Source organism: Pseudomonas sp. P20 (assembly GCF_016463925.1).
In the GTDB taxonomy this organism is placed as follows: Bacteria; Pseudomonadota; Gammaproteobacteria; order Pseudomonadales; family Pseudomonadaceae; genus Pseudomonas; species Pseudomonas aeruginosa.
Map to the genome: position 1 here is coordinate 53,198 of NZ_JAEMVM010000009.1, position 19,339 is coordinate 72,536.

Annotated in this window: 13 protein-coding genes; 12 read left to right on the plus strand and 1 reads right to left on the minus strand. The window is 66.5% G+C overall.

Features of this window, described 5'->3' with window-relative positions; genetic code table 11:
- The first annotated feature begins 34 nt into the window (after nucleotides 1–34).
- Nucleotides 35–3,022 (plus strand): autotransporter serine peptidase EprS, encoded by a 2,988-nt coding sequence (gene eprS / locus JHD77_RS12870; protein WP_003159527.1) that lies wholly within the window; start codon nucleotides 35–37, stop codon nucleotides 3,020–3,022.
- 393 nt (nucleotides 3,023–3,415) lie between these two features.
- Here eprS and JHD77_RS12875 read toward each other — a convergent pair whose 3' ends face one another.
- The gene (locus tag JHD77_RS12875; RefSeq protein WP_003104261.1) at nucleotides 3,416–3,847 is read right to left on the minus strand and encodes a hypothetical protein; all 432 of its coding nucleotides are present in this window, start codon (nucleotides 3,845–3,847) and stop codon (nucleotides 3,416–3,418) included.
- A gap of 314 nt (nucleotides 3,848–4,161) precedes the next feature.
- On the opposite strand from JHD77_RS12875, the gene argF reads away from it, so the two are divergent.
- From argF to algL, 11 genes are all read left to right on the plus strand, one after another.
- The gene (argF, locus tag JHD77_RS12880) at nucleotides 4,162–5,079 is read left to right on the plus strand and encodes an ornithine carbamoyltransferase (protein WP_003092090.1); all 918 of its coding nucleotides are present in this window, start codon (nucleotides 4,162–4,164) and stop codon (nucleotides 5,077–5,079) included.
- A 4-nt stretch (nucleotides 5,080–5,083) separates the two neighbouring features.
- Nucleotides 5,084–6,166, plus strand: a complete 1,083-nt coding sequence (locus tag JHD77_RS12885; RefSeq protein WP_003092092.1) for an ABC transporter ATP-binding protein — start codon at nucleotides 5,084–5,086, stop codon at nucleotides 6,164–6,166.
- 106 nt (nucleotides 6,167–6,272) lie between these two features.
- Nucleotides 6,273–7,052, plus strand: a complete 780-nt coding sequence (gene yaaA, locus JHD77_RS12890; protein ID WP_019681040.1) for a peroxide stress protein YaaA — start codon at nucleotides 6,273–6,275, stop codon at nucleotides 7,050–7,052.
- Between the two features lie 901 nt (nucleotides 7,053–7,953).
- Complete coding sequence (algD, locus tag JHD77_RS12895; protein WP_003110461.1) at nucleotides 7,954–9,264, plus strand: GDP-mannose 6-dehydrogenase; 1,311 nt, start codon at nucleotides 7,954–7,956, stop codon at nucleotides 9,262–9,264.
- A gap of 139 nt (nucleotides 9,265–9,403) precedes the next feature.
- On the plus strand, nucleotides 9,404–10,888 hold the full coding sequence (gene alg8 / locus JHD77_RS12900) for a mannuronan synthase (RefSeq protein WP_003119545.1): 1,485 nt from the start codon (nucleotides 9,404–9,406) through the stop codon (nucleotides 10,886–10,888).
- An 82-nt stretch (nucleotides 10,889–10,970) separates the two neighbouring features.
- Nucleotides 10,971–12,140, plus strand: a complete 1,170-nt coding sequence (gene alg44 / locus JHD77_RS12905) for an alginate biosynthesis protein Alg44 (RefSeq protein ID WP_003092101.1) — start codon at nucleotides 10,971–10,973, stop codon at nucleotides 12,138–12,140.
- 13 nt (nucleotides 12,141–12,153) lie between these two features.
- Nucleotides 12,154–13,581, plus strand: coding sequence for an alginate biosynthesis TPR repeat lipoprotein AlgK (gene algK / locus JHD77_RS12910; RefSeq protein WP_003112887.1), 1,428 nt, complete (start codon nucleotides 12,154–12,156; stop codon nucleotides 13,579–13,581).
- Nucleotides 13,578–15,050, plus strand: a complete 1,473-nt coding sequence (gene algE / locus JHD77_RS12915; RefSeq protein ID WP_003110464.1) for an outer membrane porin AlgE — start codon at nucleotides 13,578–13,580, stop codon at nucleotides 15,048–15,050. Before algK ends, algE begins: the two co-directional genes overlap by 4 nt.
- A gap of 20 nt (nucleotides 15,051–15,070) precedes the next feature.
- Entirely contained in the window at nucleotides 15,071–16,702 is a 1,632-nt protein-coding gene (gene algG, locus JHD77_RS12920) for a mannuronan 5-epimerase AlgG (RefSeq protein WP_003110465.1), read from the plus strand.
- A 12-nt stretch (nucleotides 16,703–16,714) separates the two neighbouring features.
- The gene (gene algX, locus JHD77_RS12925) at nucleotides 16,715–18,139 is read left to right on the plus strand and encodes an alginate biosynthesis protein AlgX (protein WP_031756598.1); all 1,425 of its coding nucleotides are present in this window, start codon (nucleotides 16,715–16,717) and stop codon (nucleotides 18,137–18,139) included.
- Nucleotides 18,140–18,142: 3 nt separating this feature from the next.
- Nucleotides 18,143–19,246, plus strand: a complete 1,104-nt coding sequence (algL, locus tag JHD77_RS12930; RefSeq protein ID WP_003092108.1) for an alginate biosynthesis protein AlgL — start codon at nucleotides 18,143–18,145, stop codon at nucleotides 19,244–19,246.
- The last annotated feature ends 93 nt before the right edge of the window (nucleotides 19,247–19,339 follow it).

Consider the following 19,339-nt stretch of genomic DNA (forward strand, 5'->3'; position numbering starts at 1 on the left):
CTGTCCGACAAGACCAATAAAGCGTGGAGACCGCATGACCGACGACCACTCCTTCCGCCCTCGCCCCACCTCGTTGTCAGCCGCCCTGCTGCTGGGCGCCTGGATCGCACAGCCGGCCACGGCCGCCTATGTCGAAGCCGGTCGGCCCGGCGATCCGGCCAGTTGGCGCTCCGCCGAATACCAGCAGGACTGGGGCCTGGAACGGATGCGGGCCGACCAGGCCTATGCCGCCGGCATCGACGGCCAGGGCGTGAAGATCGGCGAGATGGACTCCGGTTTCGACCCGAGCCATCCGGATACTCCCGCCTCGCGCTACCAGCCGGTGACGGCCAGCGGCACCTATGTCGACGGCACGCCGTTCAGCGTCAGCGGCGCGATGAACGGCAACAACGACTCCCACGGTACCCACGTCGGCGGCACCCTCGGCGCCTCGCGCGACGGCGTCGGCATGCACGGGGTGGCCTACGCGGCACAGGTATATGTCGCCAACACCAACCAGAACGACAGCTTCCTGTTCGGCCCGACGCCCGACCCGAACTATTTCAAGGCCGCCTACCAGGCGCTGGCCGACGCCGGGGTGCGGGCGATCAACAACAGTTGGGGCAGCCAGCCCAAGGACGTCAGCTACGAGACCCTCGACGGCCTGCACGCCGCCTATGCCCAGCACTACGGGCGCTCCACCTGGCTGGACGCCGCCGCCGGCGTCTCCCGCCAGGGCGTGATCAACGTCTTCAGCGCCGGCAACAGCGGCTACGCCAACGCCAGCGTGCGCTCCGCCCTGCCCTACTTCCAGCCGGACCTGGAAGGCCACTGGCTGGCCGTGTCCGGCCTCGACCAACAGAACGGCCAGCGCTACAACCGCTGCGGCATCGCCAAGTACTGGTGCATCACCACGCCCGGCCGCCTGATCAACAGCACCATGCCCGGCGGCGGCTACGCCAACAAGTCCGGTACCTCGATGGCCGCGCCCCACGCCACCGGCGCGCTGGCCCTGGTCATGCAGCGCTATCCGTACCTGAACAACGAGCAGGCGCTGCAGGTTCTGCTGACCACCGCCACCCAGCTCGACGGCACGCCGACCGGCGCCCCCACCGACACCGTCGGCTGGGGCGTGCCGGATCTCGGTCGGGCGATGCATGGGCCTGGACAATTGCTCGGCCGCTTCGAGGCCAACCTCCCGGCCGGCCTGCGCGACGAATGGAGCAACCCGATTTCCGATAGCGCCCTGCTCCAGCGCCAGGCCGAGGACGCCGCCGAGCACGCGGCCTGGCAGCGGACGCTGAAGGACAAGGGCTGGGAAAACGGCTTGCCGGCCGGTGCCAGCCAGCAGGAACGCACCGACTATGCCATCGGCATGGCCCGCGACCAGGCCGCCGCCCAGCGCCAGTACCAGGGCAGCCTGGTCAAGGCCGGTGCCGGCAGCCTGGTCCTGAGCGGCGACAGCACCTATCGCGGGCCGACCCTGGTCGATGGCGGGCTGCTCAGCGTCGACGGTTCGCTGCTGTCCGCCGTCGAAGTCAATGCCGGCGGCACCCTCGGCGGCAGCGGCAGGATCGGCGGCCTGCTGGCGCGCTCCGGCGGCACGGTGGCCGCGGGCAACTCCATCGGCACCCTGGAGGTCGCCGGGGACCTGCGCTTCGAATCCGGCTCGACCTACGCGGTGGAGCTTTCGGAAAGCGCCAGCGACCGGATCGTCGCCAGCGGCAAGGCGAGCATCGCGGGCGGCAACGTCACCCTGGCCATGGAAAACAGCCCCGACCTGCTCAGCCAGTCCCAGGTCGAGAGCCTGGTCGGCCGCCGCTACGACATCCTCGACGCCGCCGGCGGCATCGACGGGCGCTTCGACGCGGTATTGCCGAACTACCTGTTCCTCGGCGGCACCCTGGACTACGCGGCCAACGCCATCCGCCTGGATATCGGACGCAACGGCACGACCCTCGCCAGCGTCGCGCAGACGCCCAACCAGGCGGCGGTCGCTGGGGCCGTGGAAACGCTCGGCGCCGGCAACCCGGTCTACGAAAGCCTGCTCCTGTCGGAAAACGCCGCAACCGCCCAACGGGCCTTCCAGCAATTGTCCGGGGAAATCTACCCGGCGCTCGCCGGCCTGTTGCTCAACGACAGCCGCTATCTGCGCGACAGCGTCGGCGAACGCCTGCGCCAGGCCAGCGACGGCGAGGCCGGCGGGGAGGCTCCCGAAGGCTGGTTCAAGGCGCTCGGCTCCTGGGGCAAGAGTGCCGATGGCAGCCACGGCAGCGAAGGCTACCGGCATTCGGTCGGCGGCTTCCTGCTCGGCGTCGACAGCCAGGTCGCCAGCGACACGCGCCTCGGCCTGGTGGCCGGCTACAGCAACAGCTCGCTGAACATGGACAGCAGCCTGCAATCCTCCGCCAGCATCGACAGCTACCACCTCGGCGCCTACCTCGGCCGGCAATTGCAGCAATGGCGCCTGAGCCTGGGCGCGGCGCACACCTGGCACCGCGCCGAGGTCAAGCGCGACCTGCAATACGGCGCCGTGGCCGGCAAGCAGAAGGCCAAGCTCGACGCACAGAGCAGCCAGTTGTTCGCCGAGGCCGCCTACGCGCTGGGTTGGCGCAGCCTGGAGCTGGAACCCTTCGCCGGGCTGGCCTACGTGCACGTCGCCAGCGATGACTTCCGCGAACGCGGTAGCGCCGCGGCCCTGGAGGGTGGCGACGACAACCTGGACGCCGCCTTCACCACCCTGGGCCTGCGCGCGAAACGGCATTTCGAGCTGGATGCCGGACGCCGCCTGGCGCTCTCCGGCACCCTCGGCTGGCGCCACAACCTGAGCGACACCACCCCGCAACGGCACCTGGCGTTCGCCAGCGGCAGCCAGCCATTCAGCGTGGAAAGCGTGGCCCTGTCCCGCGACGCCGCGCTGCTCGGCGTCGACGCCAGCCTCGCGGTGAATCGCGAAGTGAGCGTGCGGCTGGGCTACAACGGCCTGCTGGGCAGCCGCGAGAAGGACCATGGCGTCGGACTGGCCGTCGACTGGCGTTTCTGACTTCGGTTACGAGGGCATGCCAGCCGTTGGATGGGTTCCGGCGGGCGGCAAGGGGAAAAAGCCACTTCATTGCCCTCGGTCACGAAACCGCTGCAAATATGAGAAAAAGACCTAACTAAAGGATTCATGCGAAATGCATAGCGCTATACTGTCCATCCAGCGCTGTACTATCCCTTCCAGCGCTGATCGCGACCCGGTGCCCGCACCACCGTGCCGCACGAGCCCCGGAGATCCGCACCTCCGGGGCTCACCTTTTGCTCCTCTCGCACCCTCCTTCCCCGGCTGAGCCCCTCCCCCTGCAAATCCGCGACGAATGGCTGCAATCCGGCAATCCGATGAACGAGCGGCCGAACCGCGGGCGCCCAGGCTGCCTGCGCACAGTCGCGGAACGGGTCAGGCCTGGCGGAAGAAGATCATGCCGAACAGCACCGCCAGGGCGCTGAGGAACGACAACCCGGTTTGCCCCAGGACCATCAGGATCGCGGCCGCCGCCGTGCTCAGCGCATGCCAGCCCCAGAGCAGGCACGACAGGTTGAGGACGATGCCGGCCAGGGCCAGGTGACGCTTGCGGCTGCGCCTGAGCAGGCCGGCCAGGCCCAGCACCAGGCCGCAGGTCGATACCGCGAAGACCGCCAGCAAGGCGGCGAACAGGCCGAGCAGATGGTTCTCGTCGCTGAGGTCGATCCGCTCGCCGAGCGCCAGCGCCATCACCGCCAGCGCGATGGCGACCCCGGCCAGGGCGAGGAACAGCGACAGGCCGCCCAGCCGCGATTGGCGCAATGGCCGTGCCGGCGGCGCGGCGGCGAGTGTTTCTCCCGTGTGCATGTTCGACCTCCCTGGTCCGAAACCCGCCTCCTCCATGAAGGTATTCGGGCGCGCACAGCATAAAGCGTCGCCCCGCCCAACCGATAGATCGACGAGGCGGGACTTTGGCGGCGGGACAACCGCGAAGACCCGGGAAAAACCCCGTAACCCGCGCCTTCCAAGCCCCTCCTTGTGTTTCCGCGACATTTCCTTATAAGATCGCGCCTTCCCCTATTTTCCCGCACGTTGCGGTCCCGCCGCAGGTCCAGTCCCGTTTTCTCTCGCGAAAGCCGGCCAGTGCCTCGGCCAGCAGTAAAAATAAAAGGTAGTCAGCGATGAGCGTACGGCACTTTCTCTCGTTTATGGATTACAGCCCCGAAGAGCTGATCGGTCTGATCCGCCGCGGCAGCGAGCTGAAGGACCTGCGCAACCGAGGCGTGCTCTACGAGCCGCTGAAGAGCCGGGTCCTGGGCATGGTCTTCGAGAAGGCTTCGACCCGTACCCGCCTGTCCTTCGAAGCCGGGATGATCCAGCTCGGCGGCCAGGCGATCTTCCTCTCCCCGCGCGACACCCAGCTCGGCCGCGGCGAGCCGATCGGCGACAGCGCCCGGGTCATGTCGCGGATGCTCGACGGCGTGATGATCCGCACCTTCGCCCACGCCACCCTGACGGAATTCGCCGCGCACTCGAAGGTGCCGGTGATCAACGGCCTGTCCGACGACCTGCACCCCTGCCAGTTGCTCGCCGACATGCAGACCTTCCACGAGCACCGCGGCAGCATCCAGGGCAAGACCGTGGCCTGGATCGGCGACGGCAACAACATGTGCAACAGCTATATAGAAGCGGCGCTGAAGTTCGACTTCCAGCTGCGCGTGGCCTGCCCCGAGGGCTACGAGCCGAAGGCCGAGTTCGTCGCCCTTGCCGGCGACCGCCTGCGCGTCGTCCGCGACCCGCGCGAGGCGGTGGCCGGCGCGCACCTGGTGAGCACCGACGTGTGGGCCTCGATGGGCCAGGAAGACGAAGCCGCCGCGCGCATCGCCCTGTTCCGTCCCTACCAGGTGAACGCCGCGTTGCTCGATGGGGCCGCCGACGATGTACTATTCATGCACTGCCTGCCGGCCCACCGCGGCGAGGAAATCAGCGAAGAGTTGCTGGACGACCCGCGCTCGGTAGCCTGGGACCAGGCAGAGAACCGTCTGCACGCGCAGAAGGCCCTCCTCGAATTGCTGATCGAACACGCCCATTACGCCTGAGCCCATGAGCCACGACCTGCTGCTGAACCTGAAAGATCTCGCCTGCGGCTACGCCTCGCAGAAAGTCGTGCAGGACCTCGACCTGCACCTCAATGCCGGAGACATCGGCTGCCTGCTGGGTCCTTCGGGATGCGGCAAGACCACCACCCTGCGCGCCATCGCCGGCTTCGAACCGGTGCTGGCCGGGCAGATCGAGCTGGGCGGCGAAGTCATCTCGCGTCCCGGCTTCACCCTGGCGCCGGAGAAACGCCGGATCGGCATGGTGTTCCAGGACTACGCGCTGTTCCCCCATCTCAGCGTGGCCGACAATGTCGGCTTCGGCATCCGCAAGCATCCACAACGCGAACGCCTGGTGCGCGAGCTTCTGGAGCTGGTCAAGCTCGACCACCTCGCCGCGCGCCACCCCCACGAACTCTCCGGCGGCCAGCAACAACGGGTGGCCCTGGCCCGCGCGCTGGCGCCCGAACCGCTGTTGCTGCTGCTCGACGAACCCTTCTCCAACCTCGACGTGGAACTGCGCCGCAGCCTCAGCCAGGAGGTTCGCGAGATCCTCAAGGCACGCGGCACCAGCGCGATCCTGGTGACCCACGACCAGGAAGAAGCCTTCGCCGTCTGCGACCACATCGGCGTGTTCAAGGAAGGTCACCTGGAACAGTGGGACACCCCCTACAACCTCTACCACGAGCCGCTGACGCCCTTCGTCGCCAGCTTCGTCGGCCAGGGCTACTTCATTCGCGGCCAGTTGCTCAGCCCCGATACGGTGCAGACCGAACTCGGCGTGATCCGCGGCAATCGCGCCTACAGCCTGCCTTCCGGCAGCGCGGTAGACGTCCTGCTGCGCCCGGACGACCTGGTGCACGCGCCGCAGGGCGAGCTGAAGGCGCGGATCGTCGGCAAGACCTTCCTCGGCGCCGCCACCCTGTACCGCCTGCAATTGCCCACCGGTACCCAGCTGGAATCGATCTTCCCCAGCCATGCCGACCACCAGCCGGGCGATGACGTCGGTATCCGCGTCGCCGCCGACCACCTGGTGGTGTTCGCCGCCCGGGGCAGCGTCGCCGCGCACCTCGCTCCCGTCCAGGCCTGATACCTCGGCGCCGTTCGGTCGGCGGCGCCTTTCCCTATCGACCGCATAGGTGGAGCCGGACGTCTCCAGCCCCTACAATCGCCCGACGATTCGAGGAGCCTGAACGATGCTGATGGTGATTTCCCCCGCCAAGACCCTGGACTACGAGACCCCGCCGGTCACCCACCGCTTCACCCAGCCGCAATACCTGGACCACGCCCAGGAACTGATCCAGCAACTGCGCCAGCTCACGCCACTGCAGATCAGCGAACTGATGAAGCTTTCCGACAAGCTCGCCGGCCTGAATGCCGCTCGCTACGCCAGCTGGCATCCGGAGTTCACCCCGGAGAACGCCAAGCAGGCGTTGCTCGCCTTCAAGGGCGATGTCTACACCGGCCTCAACGCGGAAGACTTCGGCGAGGACGATTTCGCCTTCGCCCAGGATCACCTGCGCATGCTCTCCGGTCTCTACGGCGTGCTGCGCCCGCTCGACCTCATGCAGCCCTATCGACTGGAAATGGGCACCCGCCTGGCCAACACCCGTGGCAAGGATCTCTACGCCTTCTGGGGCGAGCGTATCAGCCAGTGGCTGAACGAAGCGCTGGCCGCCCAGGGCGACGACGTGCTGCTCAACCTGGCCTCCAACGAGTACTTCGGCGCGGTGAAGCGCAAGGCACTGCAAGCGCGGGTCATCGACACCGAGTTCAAGGACCTGAAGAACGGCCAGTACAAGATCATCAGCTTCTACGCCAAGAAGGCTCGCGGCATGATGGCTCGCTACGTGATCCGCGAGCGCCTGCGCGACCCGGCCGGGCTGAAGGACTTCAAGGCCCACGGCTATTACTTCAGCGCCGAGCAATCCGGCCCGGATCAGCTGGTATTCCTCAGGGACGCCCCGCAAGACTGATCTCCCCGGCCCGCCGTCCTGGCGGGCCGCTCCTCTTTCGGCACGCCGGCGCCTCCTGGCGCTACCGTTCGTCCCTCCGAAACCCCTGCTGCGTCGCCTTTCTCCCCGGAAAAGCCCTTGTGGCGAATAGGCCTACTCAACCGTTCGTCTGCAAGTCATGCGGAACTGCATCACATTTTTTTACGCCCAGCCCACAGACTTTTCCCCAATTCAAGGCGGAAATGCCATCTCCGGCGTAATCCATTGGCCATTACCAGCCTCCCGCCATTACATGCAAATTACGATTGCAAAGTGCATGGGTCGAAGATTAAGGAATCCTTAAGGTTTGCTTAAGGCGGTAAAAGCGGCTTCTGTTTCATTCCGGTGACGCGGAACTTTCAGCCGCCATGCATTCTGCAACTAGTGGCCATTGGCAGGCATTTAACGGAAAGGCCATCAAGTTGGTATCAAGTGATATCAAACGGATATTTCCAAATATTTCGCGAGCGGGACAAACGGCCGGAACTTCCCTCGCAGAGAAAACATCCTATCACCGCGATGCCTATCGATAGTTATGGGCAGAGCAACTTGAAACCGTCTCGAATAATCGGATTCCGCTCCGAGGGACAAACTCAACCTATTGAAATTAAAGGCATTTAGAAACTTGAATTCTATGGACCGAACTAAAACGAAGCATCCAAGGTCGGGTTATGCACCGTTATTGAAACCCACCTGAAACATTAAAGGGCATGAACTTATAACTTGCCCTATTAGAGTGCCGAACAACTAAGCACTCTATTCGAAACTGCCTGAAGGCGGATCAAGGGCTCTGGATCGGGGCTCGTAGTAACGGCTCGCCAGATAGGGAAGTGGCCATACGGCCACCTCATTAACGGCGCGACAAACAATCGAGGTGAATGCGATGCGAATCAGCATCTTTGGTTTGGGCTATGTCGGTGCAGTATGTGCTGGCTGCCTGTCGGCACGCGGTCATGAAGTCATTGGTGTGGATGTCTCCAGCACCAAGATCGACCTGATCAACCAGGGCAAGTCGCCCATCGTCGAACCGGGCCTGGAAGCGTTGTTGCAGCAAGGCCGGCAGACCGGACGGCTTTCGGGCACCACCGACTTCAAGAAGGCCGTGCTGGACTCCGACGTATCGTTCATCTGCGTCGGCACGCCGAGCAAGAAGAACGGCGACCTGGACCTGGGCTACATCGAGACCGTCTGCCGCGAGATCGGCTTCGCCATCCGCGAGAAGTCCGAACGCCACACCGTGGTGGTGCGCAGCACCGTACTGCCGGGCACCGTCAACAACGTGGTGATCCCGCTGATCGAGGACTGCTCGGGCAAGAAGGCCGGGGTCGACTTCGGCGTCGGCACCAACCCCGAATTCCTCCGCGAGAGCACCGCCATCAAGGACTACGACTTCCCGCCGATGACCGTGATCGGCGAACTGGACAAGCAGACCGGCGACCTTCTCGAGGAAATCTACCGCGAGCTGGACGCGCCGATCATCCGCAAGACCGTCGAGGTCGCCGAGATGATCAAGTACACCTGCAACGTCTGGCACGCCGCCAAGGTCACCTTCGCCAACGAGATCGGCAACATCGCCAAGGCGGTCGGCGTCGACGGCCGCGAGGTGATGGACGTGATCTGCCAGGACCACAAGCTCAACCTGTCGCGCTACTACATGCGTCCCGGCTTCGCCTTCGGCGGCTCCTGCCTGCCCAAGGATGTACGCGCCCTCACCTATCGCGCCAGCCAGCTGGACGTCGAGCACCCGATGCTCGGTTCGTTGATGCGCAGCAACTCCAACCAGGTGCAGAAGGCCTTCGATCTCATCACCAGCCACGACACCCGCAAGGTCGGCCTGCTCGGCCTGTCGTTCAAGGCCGGCACCGACGATTTGCGCGAAAGCCCGCTGGTGGAGCTGGCCGAGATGCTCATCGGCAAGGGCTACGAGTTGCGCATCTTCGACCGCAACGTCGAATACGCGCGTGTCCACGGGGCCAACAAGGAATACATCGAGTCGAAGATCCCGCACGTCTCCTCACTGCTGGTCTCCGACCTCGACGAAGTGGTGGCGAGTTCCGATGTGCTGGTGCTGGGCAATGGCGACGAGCTATTCGTCGACCTGGTGAACAAGACCCCGAGCGGCAAGAAGCTGGTCGACCTGGTGGGCTTCATGCCGCACACCACCACTGCCCAGGCCGAGGGCATCTGCTGGTAGCGGGCCGCCCCCTGGCCCCGTGAGCCGGTAAAGAACCTCTTTATCGCCCTCGGACCGAAGGCCGTCTCCGCGGCGTGCGCCATAACAACAACAAGCGCACGCCGGCGTCGAGGCCAAGGTCCCCAGCCCGATGGAACTGATGATGGAAACTTACAAACGTGGCCTCGCCGAAGCCACCGGCTGGCTGGTGTTCCTCAGCCTGCTGATGGTGCTCGCGCTGGCAGTGCCGAAGACCGTGTTCGACGCCGACTCCAAGGATTTCATCCTGCTTATCGGCGCCGTCGGCATCTGGCGCTACTCCATGGGCGGCGTGCACTTCCTGCGCGGCATGCTGTTCCTCCACGTGGTCTACCCGTACTACCGCCGGCGCGTGCGCCAGTTGGGCAGCGCGGCCGACCCGTCGCACGTGTTCCTGATGGTCACCAGTTTCCGCATCGACGCCCTGACCACTGCCATGGTCTATCGCTCGGTGATCCGCGAAGCCATCGACAGCGGCTACCCGACCACCGTGGTCTGCTCCATCGTCGAGATGTCCGACGAGGTCCTGGTCCGTTCTCTGTGGGAGAAGATGAACCCGCCGGACCGGGTCAGCCTCGACTTCGTGCGGATTCCCGGCACCGGCAAGCGCGACGGCCTGGCCTATGGCTTCCGCGCGATTTCCCGGCACCTGCCGGACGACGACGCGGTGGTCGCGGTGATCGACGGCGACACCGTGCTCGACCACGGCGTGGTGAAGAAGACCGTGCCCTGGTTCAAGCTCTTCCCCAACGTCGGCGGCCTCACCACCAATGAATTCTGCGAAGTGCAGGGCGGCTACGTGATGAGCGAGTGGCACAAGCTGCGCTTCGCCCAGCGCCACATCAACATGTGCTCGATGGCCCTGTCCAAGCGCGTGCTGACCATGACCGGACGGATGTCGGTGTTCCGCGCCCGGGTGGTGACCAACCCCGAGTTCATCACCGACGTCGAGAACGACCACCTGGAGCACTGGCGCCTGGGTCGCTTCAAGTTCCTCACCGGCGACGACAAGTCCAGCTGGTTCAGCCTGATGCGCCTGGGCTACGACACCTTCTACGTGCCCGACGCGGCGATCAACACGGTCGAGCACCCGCCGGAGAAGAGCTTCATCAAGGCCAGTCGCAAGCTGATGTACCGCTGGTACGGCAACAACCTGCGGCAGAACTCGCGCGCGCTCAAGCTCGGCGCGCGGCGCCTGGGCTGGTTCACCATGCTGGTGCTGTTCGACCAGCGCGTCTCGATGTGGACCAGCCTGCTCGGCCTGGTGGTGGCGATCCTCGCCAGCCTCAAGTACAGCATCGCCTTCCTGCTGGTGTACCTGCTCTGGATCGGCCTCACCCGCCTGGTGCTGACCCTGCTCCTCTCGCTCTCCGGGCACCGCATCGGCCCGGCCTATCCGCTGATCCTCTATTACAACCAGATCGTCGGCGCGCTGGTGAAGATCTACGTGTTCTTCCGCCTCGACCGGCAGTCCTGGACCCGCCAGCCGACCAAGCTGGAGCGCGGCCTGGCCAGCTTCCAGCGCTGGTTCAACGCCTGGTCGTCGCGGGCCATGACCTTCTCTGCCGCCAGCATCTTCGTCGCCGTGCTGCTGACCATCGTATGACCACCGAATCGACTACGGACAACGCCAGGGCCGCGGCCCGCGCGCAAATCGACCCAGATTGGACCGAACAGGACCCGACACCATGAATACAGCCGTCAACGTCAACGTCGTGCACGAATCCGAAGCCCAGCGCCAGTTCGCCCGGGTCAAGCTGCCGGCGCGCATCCGCTACATCGGCGCCAACCGCGAAGGCGTCGACGCACGCCTGCTGGATCTCTCCGCCGGCGGCTTCGCCTTCACCGCGAGCGGCGCGCCGATCCAGCCCGGCGACCTGTACAAGGGCAAGCTGCTGTTCCAGGTCGACAGCATCAGCTTTTCCCTCGAAGTGGAGTTCCAGGTGCGCTCGGTGGACCCCGCCAGCCGCCGCGTCGGCTGCGAGTTCCAGAACCTCAAGCCGCGCGAGGTGGCGGCCCTGCGCTACCTGATCACCTCCTACCTGGCCGGCGAGGTGATCGGCGTCGGCGACATGCTCAACACCCTCCAGCGCGAGAACTTCACCAAGGCCCGCAAGCAGGGCGGCGGCAACGGCGGGATGGGCTTCTTCGGCCGGGTCCGGGCGGTGACCCTGAGCACCGCGATCTTCGTCGTCGGGGTCGGCGCCTTCGCCTTCATCCTCAACCAGATGTACAACCTGTACTTCGTCACCCATGCCGATTCCGGCGTGGTCAGCGTCCCCAACCAGCAGATCACCATGCCCCGCGAGGGCACCGTGCAGAGCCTTCTCGGGCCCAACGCGGAAGTCGCCAAAGGCGCGCCGATCGCTACCTTCTCGGCCAACCTGCTGGACATGCTCAAGGGCAACCTGACCGAGGAGCAGCTCAACCCGGGCAACATCGAGAAGCTCTTCGGCCACCAGATGAAAGGGACCCTGACCAGCCCCTGCGACTGCCGCGTGGTCCAGCAACTGGTAGCCGACGGGCAATACGCCAACAAGGGCCAGGTGATCTTCACCCTCGCGCCGCGCGACAGCGTGGCCAGCATCGAGGCGCGCTTCCCCTACCGCAACGCCGCCGAGCTGGCGCCGGGCACCCGGGTGAACTTCCAGGTCGCCGGCGACGGCGTCAACCGCAGCGGCCGCATCGTCAACACCGCGCCGGTGGACGGCGACCTGTCCTCGGAAATCCGCGTGCAGATCCAGCCCGACCAGCCGCTCGACGCCCAGTACGCCGGCCGCCCGGCCGAGGTCAGCATCGGCGGCCTGCCCGGCCGCACCCTGCTGAACAAGGCCGTGACCCTGGCCACCGCTCGCTGACCGGTACCCGACCATGAAGATGCCCATCCTCCCTCCCCTGCCCCTGGCGTCCCGGCACCTGCTGCTGGCCTCGGCCATCGCCCTGGCCGCCGGCTGCGCCGGACTGCCCGACCAGCGCCTGGCCCAGGAGGCCCTGGAGCGCGGCGACCTCGCCACCGCCCAGAGCAACTACCAGGCCCTGGCCGCGATGGGTTACGCCGACGCCCAGGTCGGCCTCGCCGACATGCAGGTCGCCAGCGGCGACAGCGCCCAGCAGGCCAAGGCCGAAAAGCTCTACCGCGAGGCCGCGCAGACCTCGCCGCGGGCCCGCGCGCGCCTTGGCAAGTGGCTGGCGGCCAAGCCCGGCGCCAGCGACGCCGAGCACCGCGAGGCCGAGCGCCTGCTCAGCCAGGCCTTCGAACAGGGCGAGGACAGTGCCCTGGTGCCGCTCATCGTGCTCTACCTGCAGTACCCGCAGTCCTGGCCGGAAATCGACCCGCAGCAGCGCATCGACCAGTGGCGCGCGCGCGGACTGCCGCAGGCCGACCTGGCGCAGATCATCCTCTACCGCACCCAGGGCACCTACGCCCAGCACCTGGGCGAGATCGAGCAGGTCTGCCAGCGCTGGCTGCGGCGCATGGACGTGTGCTGGTACGAACTGGCCACGGTCTACCAGATGCAGGGCAACGCGGAAAAGCAGAAGGTCCTGCTCGAACAGCTGCGCGCCGCCTACAAGGCCGGCCGGGTGCCCGGCGAGCGGGTCGACTCGGTGGCCGGGGTGCTCGCCGACGGCGAACTCGGCCAGCCCGACCCGCAGACCGCCCAGGCGCTGCTGGAAGAGATCGCGCCGAGCTACCCCGCGGCCTGGGTCAGCCTGGCCAAGCTGCTCTACGACTATCCCGACCAGGGCGACCTGGAAAAGATGCTCGGCTACCTGAAGAACGCCCAGGACGCCGCCCAGCCACGCGCCGAACTGCTCCTCGGGCGCCTCTACTACGACGGCAAGTGGGCGCCGCAGGACCCGCGCAAGGCCGAGCGGCACCTGCTCAAGGCCGCCGCCAGCGAACCCCAGGCCAACTACTACCTGGGGCAGATCTACCGCCGCGGCTTCCTCGGCAAGGTCTATCCGCAGAAGGCCGTCGACCACCTGATCCTCGCCGCCCGCGCCGGCCAGGCCAGCGCCGACATGGCCCTGGCCCAGCTCTGGTCGCAGGGCCGCGGCATCCAGCCGAACCGGGTCAACGCCTACGTCTTCGGCCAGCTCGCCGTGCAGCAGCAGGTACCGCAGGCCAGCGACCTGCTCGGGCAGATCGAAGCGCAACTGCCGCCGGCCGAACGCAGCCAGGCGCAGCAATTGCTTAAGCGCGAACAACAGAGCCGCGGCAACAACTGGCAGGCCACCGTCAGCCTGCTGCAGAGCCAGGACTCGCCGATCAACGAAGAAGAGCCAGAAAGCCTATGAACAGCTCCCGTTCCGTCAACCCGCGGCCGTCCTTCGCGCCGCGCGCCCTGTCCCTGGCCATCGCCCTGCTGCTCGGCGCGCCGGCGTTCGCCGCCGGCAGCGGCGAGGCACCGAAGAACTTCGGCCTGGACGTGAAGATCACCGGCGAATCGGAAAACGATCGCGACCTCGGCACCGCTCCCGGCGGCACCCTCAACGACATCGGTATCGACCTGCGGCCCTGGGCCTTCGGCCAGTGGGGCGACTGGAGCGCCTACTTCATGGGCCAGGCGGTGGCCGCCACCGACACCATCGAGACCGACACCCTGCAATCGGACACCGACGACGGCAACAACAGCCGCAACGACGGTCGCGAGCCGGACAAGAGCTACCTCGCCGCACGCGAATTCTGGGTCGACTACGCCGGCCTCACCGCCTACCCCGGCGAGCACCTGCGCTTCGGCCGCCAGCGCCTGCGGGAAGACAGCGGCCAGTGGCAGGACACCAACATCGAGGCGCTGAACTGGAGCTTCGAGACCACCCTGCTCAACGCCCACGCCGGAGTCGCCCAGCGTTTCAGCGAATACCGCACCGACCTCGACGAACTGGCTCCGGAGGACAAGGACCGCACCCATGTGTTCGGCGACATTTCCACCCAGTGGGCGCCGCACCACCGCATAGGCGTGCGCATCCACCACGCCGACGACAGCGGCCACCTGCGCCGCCCCGGCGAGGAAGTCGACAACCTCGACAAGACCTATACCGGCCAGCTCACCTGGCTCGGCATCGAGGCTACCGGCGATGCCTACAACTATCGTTCGAGCATGCCGCTGAACTACTGGGCCAGCGCCACCTGGCTGACCGGCGACCGCGACAACCTGACCACCACCACGGTCGACGACCGGCGCATCGCCACCGGCAAGCAGAGCGGCGACGTCAATGCCTTCGGCGTCGACCTCGGCCTGCGCTGGAACATCGACGAGCAATGGAAGGCCGGCGTCGGCTACGCCCGCGGCAGCGGCGGTGGCAAGGACGGCGAGGAGCAGTTCCAGCAGACCGGGCTGGAGAGCAATCGCTCCAACTTCACCGGCACCCGCTCGCGCGTGCACCGCTTCGGCGAAGCCTTCCGCGGCGAACTGAGCAACCTCCAGGCAGCCACCCTGTTCGGCTCCTGGCAACTGCGCGAGGACTACGACGCGAGCCTGGTCTACCACAAGTTCTGGCGCGTCGACGACGACTCCGACATCGGTACCAGCGGCATCAACGCCGCCCTGCAACCGGGCGAGAAGGACATCGGCCAGGAACTCGACCTGGTGGTGACCAAGTACTTCAAGCAAGGCCTGCTGCCGGCCTCGATGAGCCAGTACGTCGACGAGCCCTCGGCGCTGATCCGCTTCCGCGGCGGCCTGTTCAAGCCGGGCGACGCCTACGGGCCGGGCACCGACTCGACCATGCACCGCGCCTTCGTCGACTTCATCTGGCGCTTCTGAGCCCCGCGAGGAAACCGGACATGCCCGACATTTCCCTTTCGATCCCCCGCCGCCGGCTCCCGCGCCTGCGCCCGCTGGCCGCGGCAGTGCTCGGCGCGGTGCTGCTGCACGGCCAGGCGTGGGCGGCGCAGCCGGTGGAGAAACCGCAGCCGGTCCCGGCGCAGGCCGGCAACGAGCCGGGCCTGACCCAGGGCCTGAAGGAAACCGGCAACTACACGGTGACCACCGCGCCGGCCGAACCGTTGCACCTGGACCCGCCGAAACTGCCCGACCTCTCCGGCTACACCGCCGCCGCGGTGGAAGCCAAGATCGTGCGCAAGCCGGGTGGCCGCGCCAGCGTGCAGCGCATGGTCCAGCAGCAGCCGCTGAAGGAGTTCACCGGTGGCAGCAACCGCCTCGCCGAATGGGTCAAGCGCCAGCGCCAGATGCCCCAGGCGATCTTCATCGAAGGCGGCTACGTGAACCTCGCCCAGCTCGCCGGCAAGCTTCCCGCCAGCGCGCTGGAACAGGTCGAGCCGGGGGTGTTCGTCGCCCGCCTGCCGATCGTGGTCAGCCAGGGCGCGACCCTCGACATCGACAAGCAGGTCAAGGAACTGCGCCTGTCCCAGGAGCGCGGCGCGTTCCTGGTCAACGACGGCATGCTGTTCGTCCGCGACAGCAAGGTCACCGGCTGGAGCGAATCGAAGAAGGAGCCGGCCTGGTTCAAGACGCCCAACGAGTTCCGTCCGTTCCTGATCTCCTGGGGCGGCGCCGAGGTGTACCTGAGCAACAGCACCTTCACCAGCTTCGGCTATAACGCCTCCAAGGCCTACGGCATCTCCATCTCGCAGTACAGCCCGGGCATGGACAAGCAGATGAAGCGCCCGCGCCCCAAGGGCTGGGTGATCGACTCGACCATCGTCGACAGCTGGTACGGCTTCTATTGCTACGAGGCCGACGACCTGGTGGTGAAGGGCAACACCTACCGCGACAACATCGTCTACGGCATCGACCCGCACGACCGTTCGCACCGCCTGATCATCGCCGACAACACCGTCCACGGGACCAGGAAGAAGCACGGCATCATCGTCTCGCGGGAAGTCAACGACAGCTTCATCTTCAACAACCGCAGCTACGAGAACAAGCTTTCCGGGATCGTCCTCGACCGTAACAGCGAGGGCAACCTGGTGGCCTACAACGAGGTCTATCGCAACCATTCCGACGGCATCACCCTCTACGAGAGCGGCGACAACCTGCTCTGGGGCAACCAGGTCCTGGCCAACCGCCGCCACGGCATCCGCGTGCGCAACAGCGTGAACATCCGCCTCTACGAGAACCTCGCGGCGGGCAACCAGCTGATCGGCGTGTACGGCCACATCAAGGACCTCACCAACACCGACCGCAACATCGCCCTCGACCCATTCGACACCAAGGTCTCGCTGATCGTGGTCGGCGGCAAGCTCGCCGGCAACGGCTCCGGCCCGCTCTCGGTGGATTCGCCGCTGAGCCTCGAACTGTACCGGGTGGCGATGCTCGCCCCGACCAAATCCTCCGGCATCAGCCTGCCCGGAGTTCTCGGCGAGAAGCAGGACCAGATCCTCGACCTGCTGGTGCGCCAGGACAAGGCGGTGCTGATCGACCCCGTGGAAAGCCAGGCCGAACTCCAGGACTGAGGACCCAGACGCATGAAAACCCGCACTTCCCGACTGTTCCGCCTGAGCGCCCTGGCCGCCGGCCTCTGCCTGGCCCAGGCAGCCCTGGCCGCCGACCCCGGCGCGGCGCCGAGCTACCAGGCGCTGCCGGCCGGCAACCTGTGCCCGGCCGCCGCCGACGACTCGCGCTACAACACCAAGTACCTGGGCTTCTTCACCCACCTGGTGCAGGCCCAGGACGACTGGCTGTTCCGCACCACCTACGACCTGCGTACCGACTTCGGCACCAGCGCCGAAGGCTGGCGCGAACTCCGCGCACTGCGCGACGAACTCAAGCGCAAGGGCATCGAGCTGGTGGTGGTCTACCAGCCGACCCGCGGCCTGGTGAACCGCGAGAAGCTCAGCCCGGCGGAAAAGGCCGGCTTCGACTACGAGCTGGCGAAGAAGAACTACCTGGCGACCATCGCCCGCTTCCGCCAGGCCGGCATCTGGACCCCGGACTTCTCGCCGCTGTTCGACGAGAAGGAGGAGCACGCCTACTACTTCAAGGGCGACCACCACTGGACTCCCCATGGCGCCCGGCGCAGCGCGAAGATCGTGGCCGAGACGCTGAAGCAGGTGCCCGGCTTCGAGGCGATCCCGAAGAAGCAGTTCGAAAGCAAGCGCGTCGGCCTGCTGTCCAAGCTCGGCACCTTCCACAAGGCCGCCGCGCAACTCTGCGGCAACAGCTACGCCACCCAGTACGTCGACCGCTTCGAGACCGAGCCGGTGGGCGCCAGCGACAGCGGCGACCTGTTCGGCGACGGCGGCAACCCGCAGATCGCCCTGGTCGGCACCTCCAACAGCGGCCCGGCCTACAACTTCGCCGGCTTCCTGGAGGAGTTCAGCGGCGCCGACATCCTCAACAACGCGGTGTCCGGCGGCGGCTTCGACAGTTCGCTGCTGGCGTACATGACCAGCGAGGAATTCCACAAGAACCCGCCGAAGATCCTCATCTGGGAATTCGCCACCCACTACGACATGGCGCAGAAGAGCTTCTACCGCCAGGCCATGCCGCTGGTGGACAACGGCTGCTCCGGCCGGAAGACCGTACTCAGCCGCAAGATCAAGCTGCGCCAGGGCCGCAACGAGGTGCTGCTGAACAGCGCCGCGCTACCGATCCGTAGCGGCAGCTACGTCGCCGACGTGACCTACAGCGACCCTTCGGTACACGAGTTGAAGAACACCATCTGGTACATGAACGGCCGCCGCGAGCAGTTGAAGATCGAGCAGTCGAAAGCCGTCGATACCGGCGGCCGCTACGTCTTCCAGCTGCGCAACGACAGCGACTGGGCCGACCAGCAGTTCCTTTCCCTGGAAATCGAAGCGCCGGAGGACATGCCCCAGGGCCTGGAGGTCCAGGCCAGCATCTGCCAGGCGGCGCCCGCCAAGGCCAGCCAGTCGGTGGCCGGGAGGTAAACGATGAAAACGTCCCACCTGATCCGTATCGCCCTGCCCGGTGCCCTCGCCGCGGCATTGCTCGCCAGCCAGGTCAGCCAGGCCGCCGACCTGGTACCCCCGCCCGGCTACTACGCGGCGGTCGGCGAGCGCAAGGGCAGCGCCGGCAGTTGCCCCGCGGTGCCGCCGCCGTATACCGGCAGCCTGGTCTTCACCAGCAAGTACGAAGGCTCCGATTCGGCGCGGGCGACCCTCAACGTCAAGGCGGAGAAGACCTTCCGCTCGCAGATCAAGGACATCACCGACATGGAGCGCGGCGCCACCAAGCTGGTCACCCAGTACATGCGCAGCGGCCGCGACGGCGACCTGGCCTGCGCACTGAACTGGATGAGCGCCTGGGCCCGCGCCGGCGCCTTGCAGAGCGACGACTTCAACCACACCGGCAAGTCCATGCGCAAATGGGCGCTGGGCAGCCTCTCCGGCGCCTACATGCGCCTGAAGTTCTCCAGCTCGCGGCCGCTCGCGGCCCACGCCGAGCAGAGCCGGGAAATCGAGGACTGGTTCGCCCGGCTCGGCACCCAGGTAGTCCGCGACTGGAGCGGCCTGCCGCTGAAGAAGATCAACAACCATTCCTACTGGGCGGCCTGGTCGGTGATGTCCACCGCGGTGGTGACCAACCGCCGCGACCTCTTCGACTGGGCGGTGAGCGAGTTCAAGGTCGCCGCCAACCAGGTCGACGAGCAGGGCTTCCTGCCCAACGAACTCAAGCGCCGCCAGCGCGCCCTCGCCTACCACAACTATGCGCTGCCACCGCTGGCGATGATCGCCGCGTTCGCCCAGGTCAACGGCGTCGACCTGCGCCAGGAGAACCACGGCGCCCTGCAGCGCCTGGCCGAGCGGGTGATGAAGGGAGTCGACGACGAGGAAACCTTCGAGGAGAAGACCGGCGAGGACCAGGACATGACCGACCTCAAGGTCGACAACAAGTACGCCTGGCTGGAGCCCTACTGCGCCCTCTACCGCTGCGAGCCGAAGATGCTCGAGGCGAAGAAGGACCGCGAGCCGTTCAACAGTTTCCGCCTCGGCGGCGAAGTGACGCGGGTGTTCAGCCGCGAAGGGGGAAGTTGAGGGCGTGGCGGGAAGCGGGCGCACAGGCCGGGGGCCACGCGCCCCTCTACCCCGCTCGCCGACCAGGCGCCACACCCCGACCCATGCGCGACA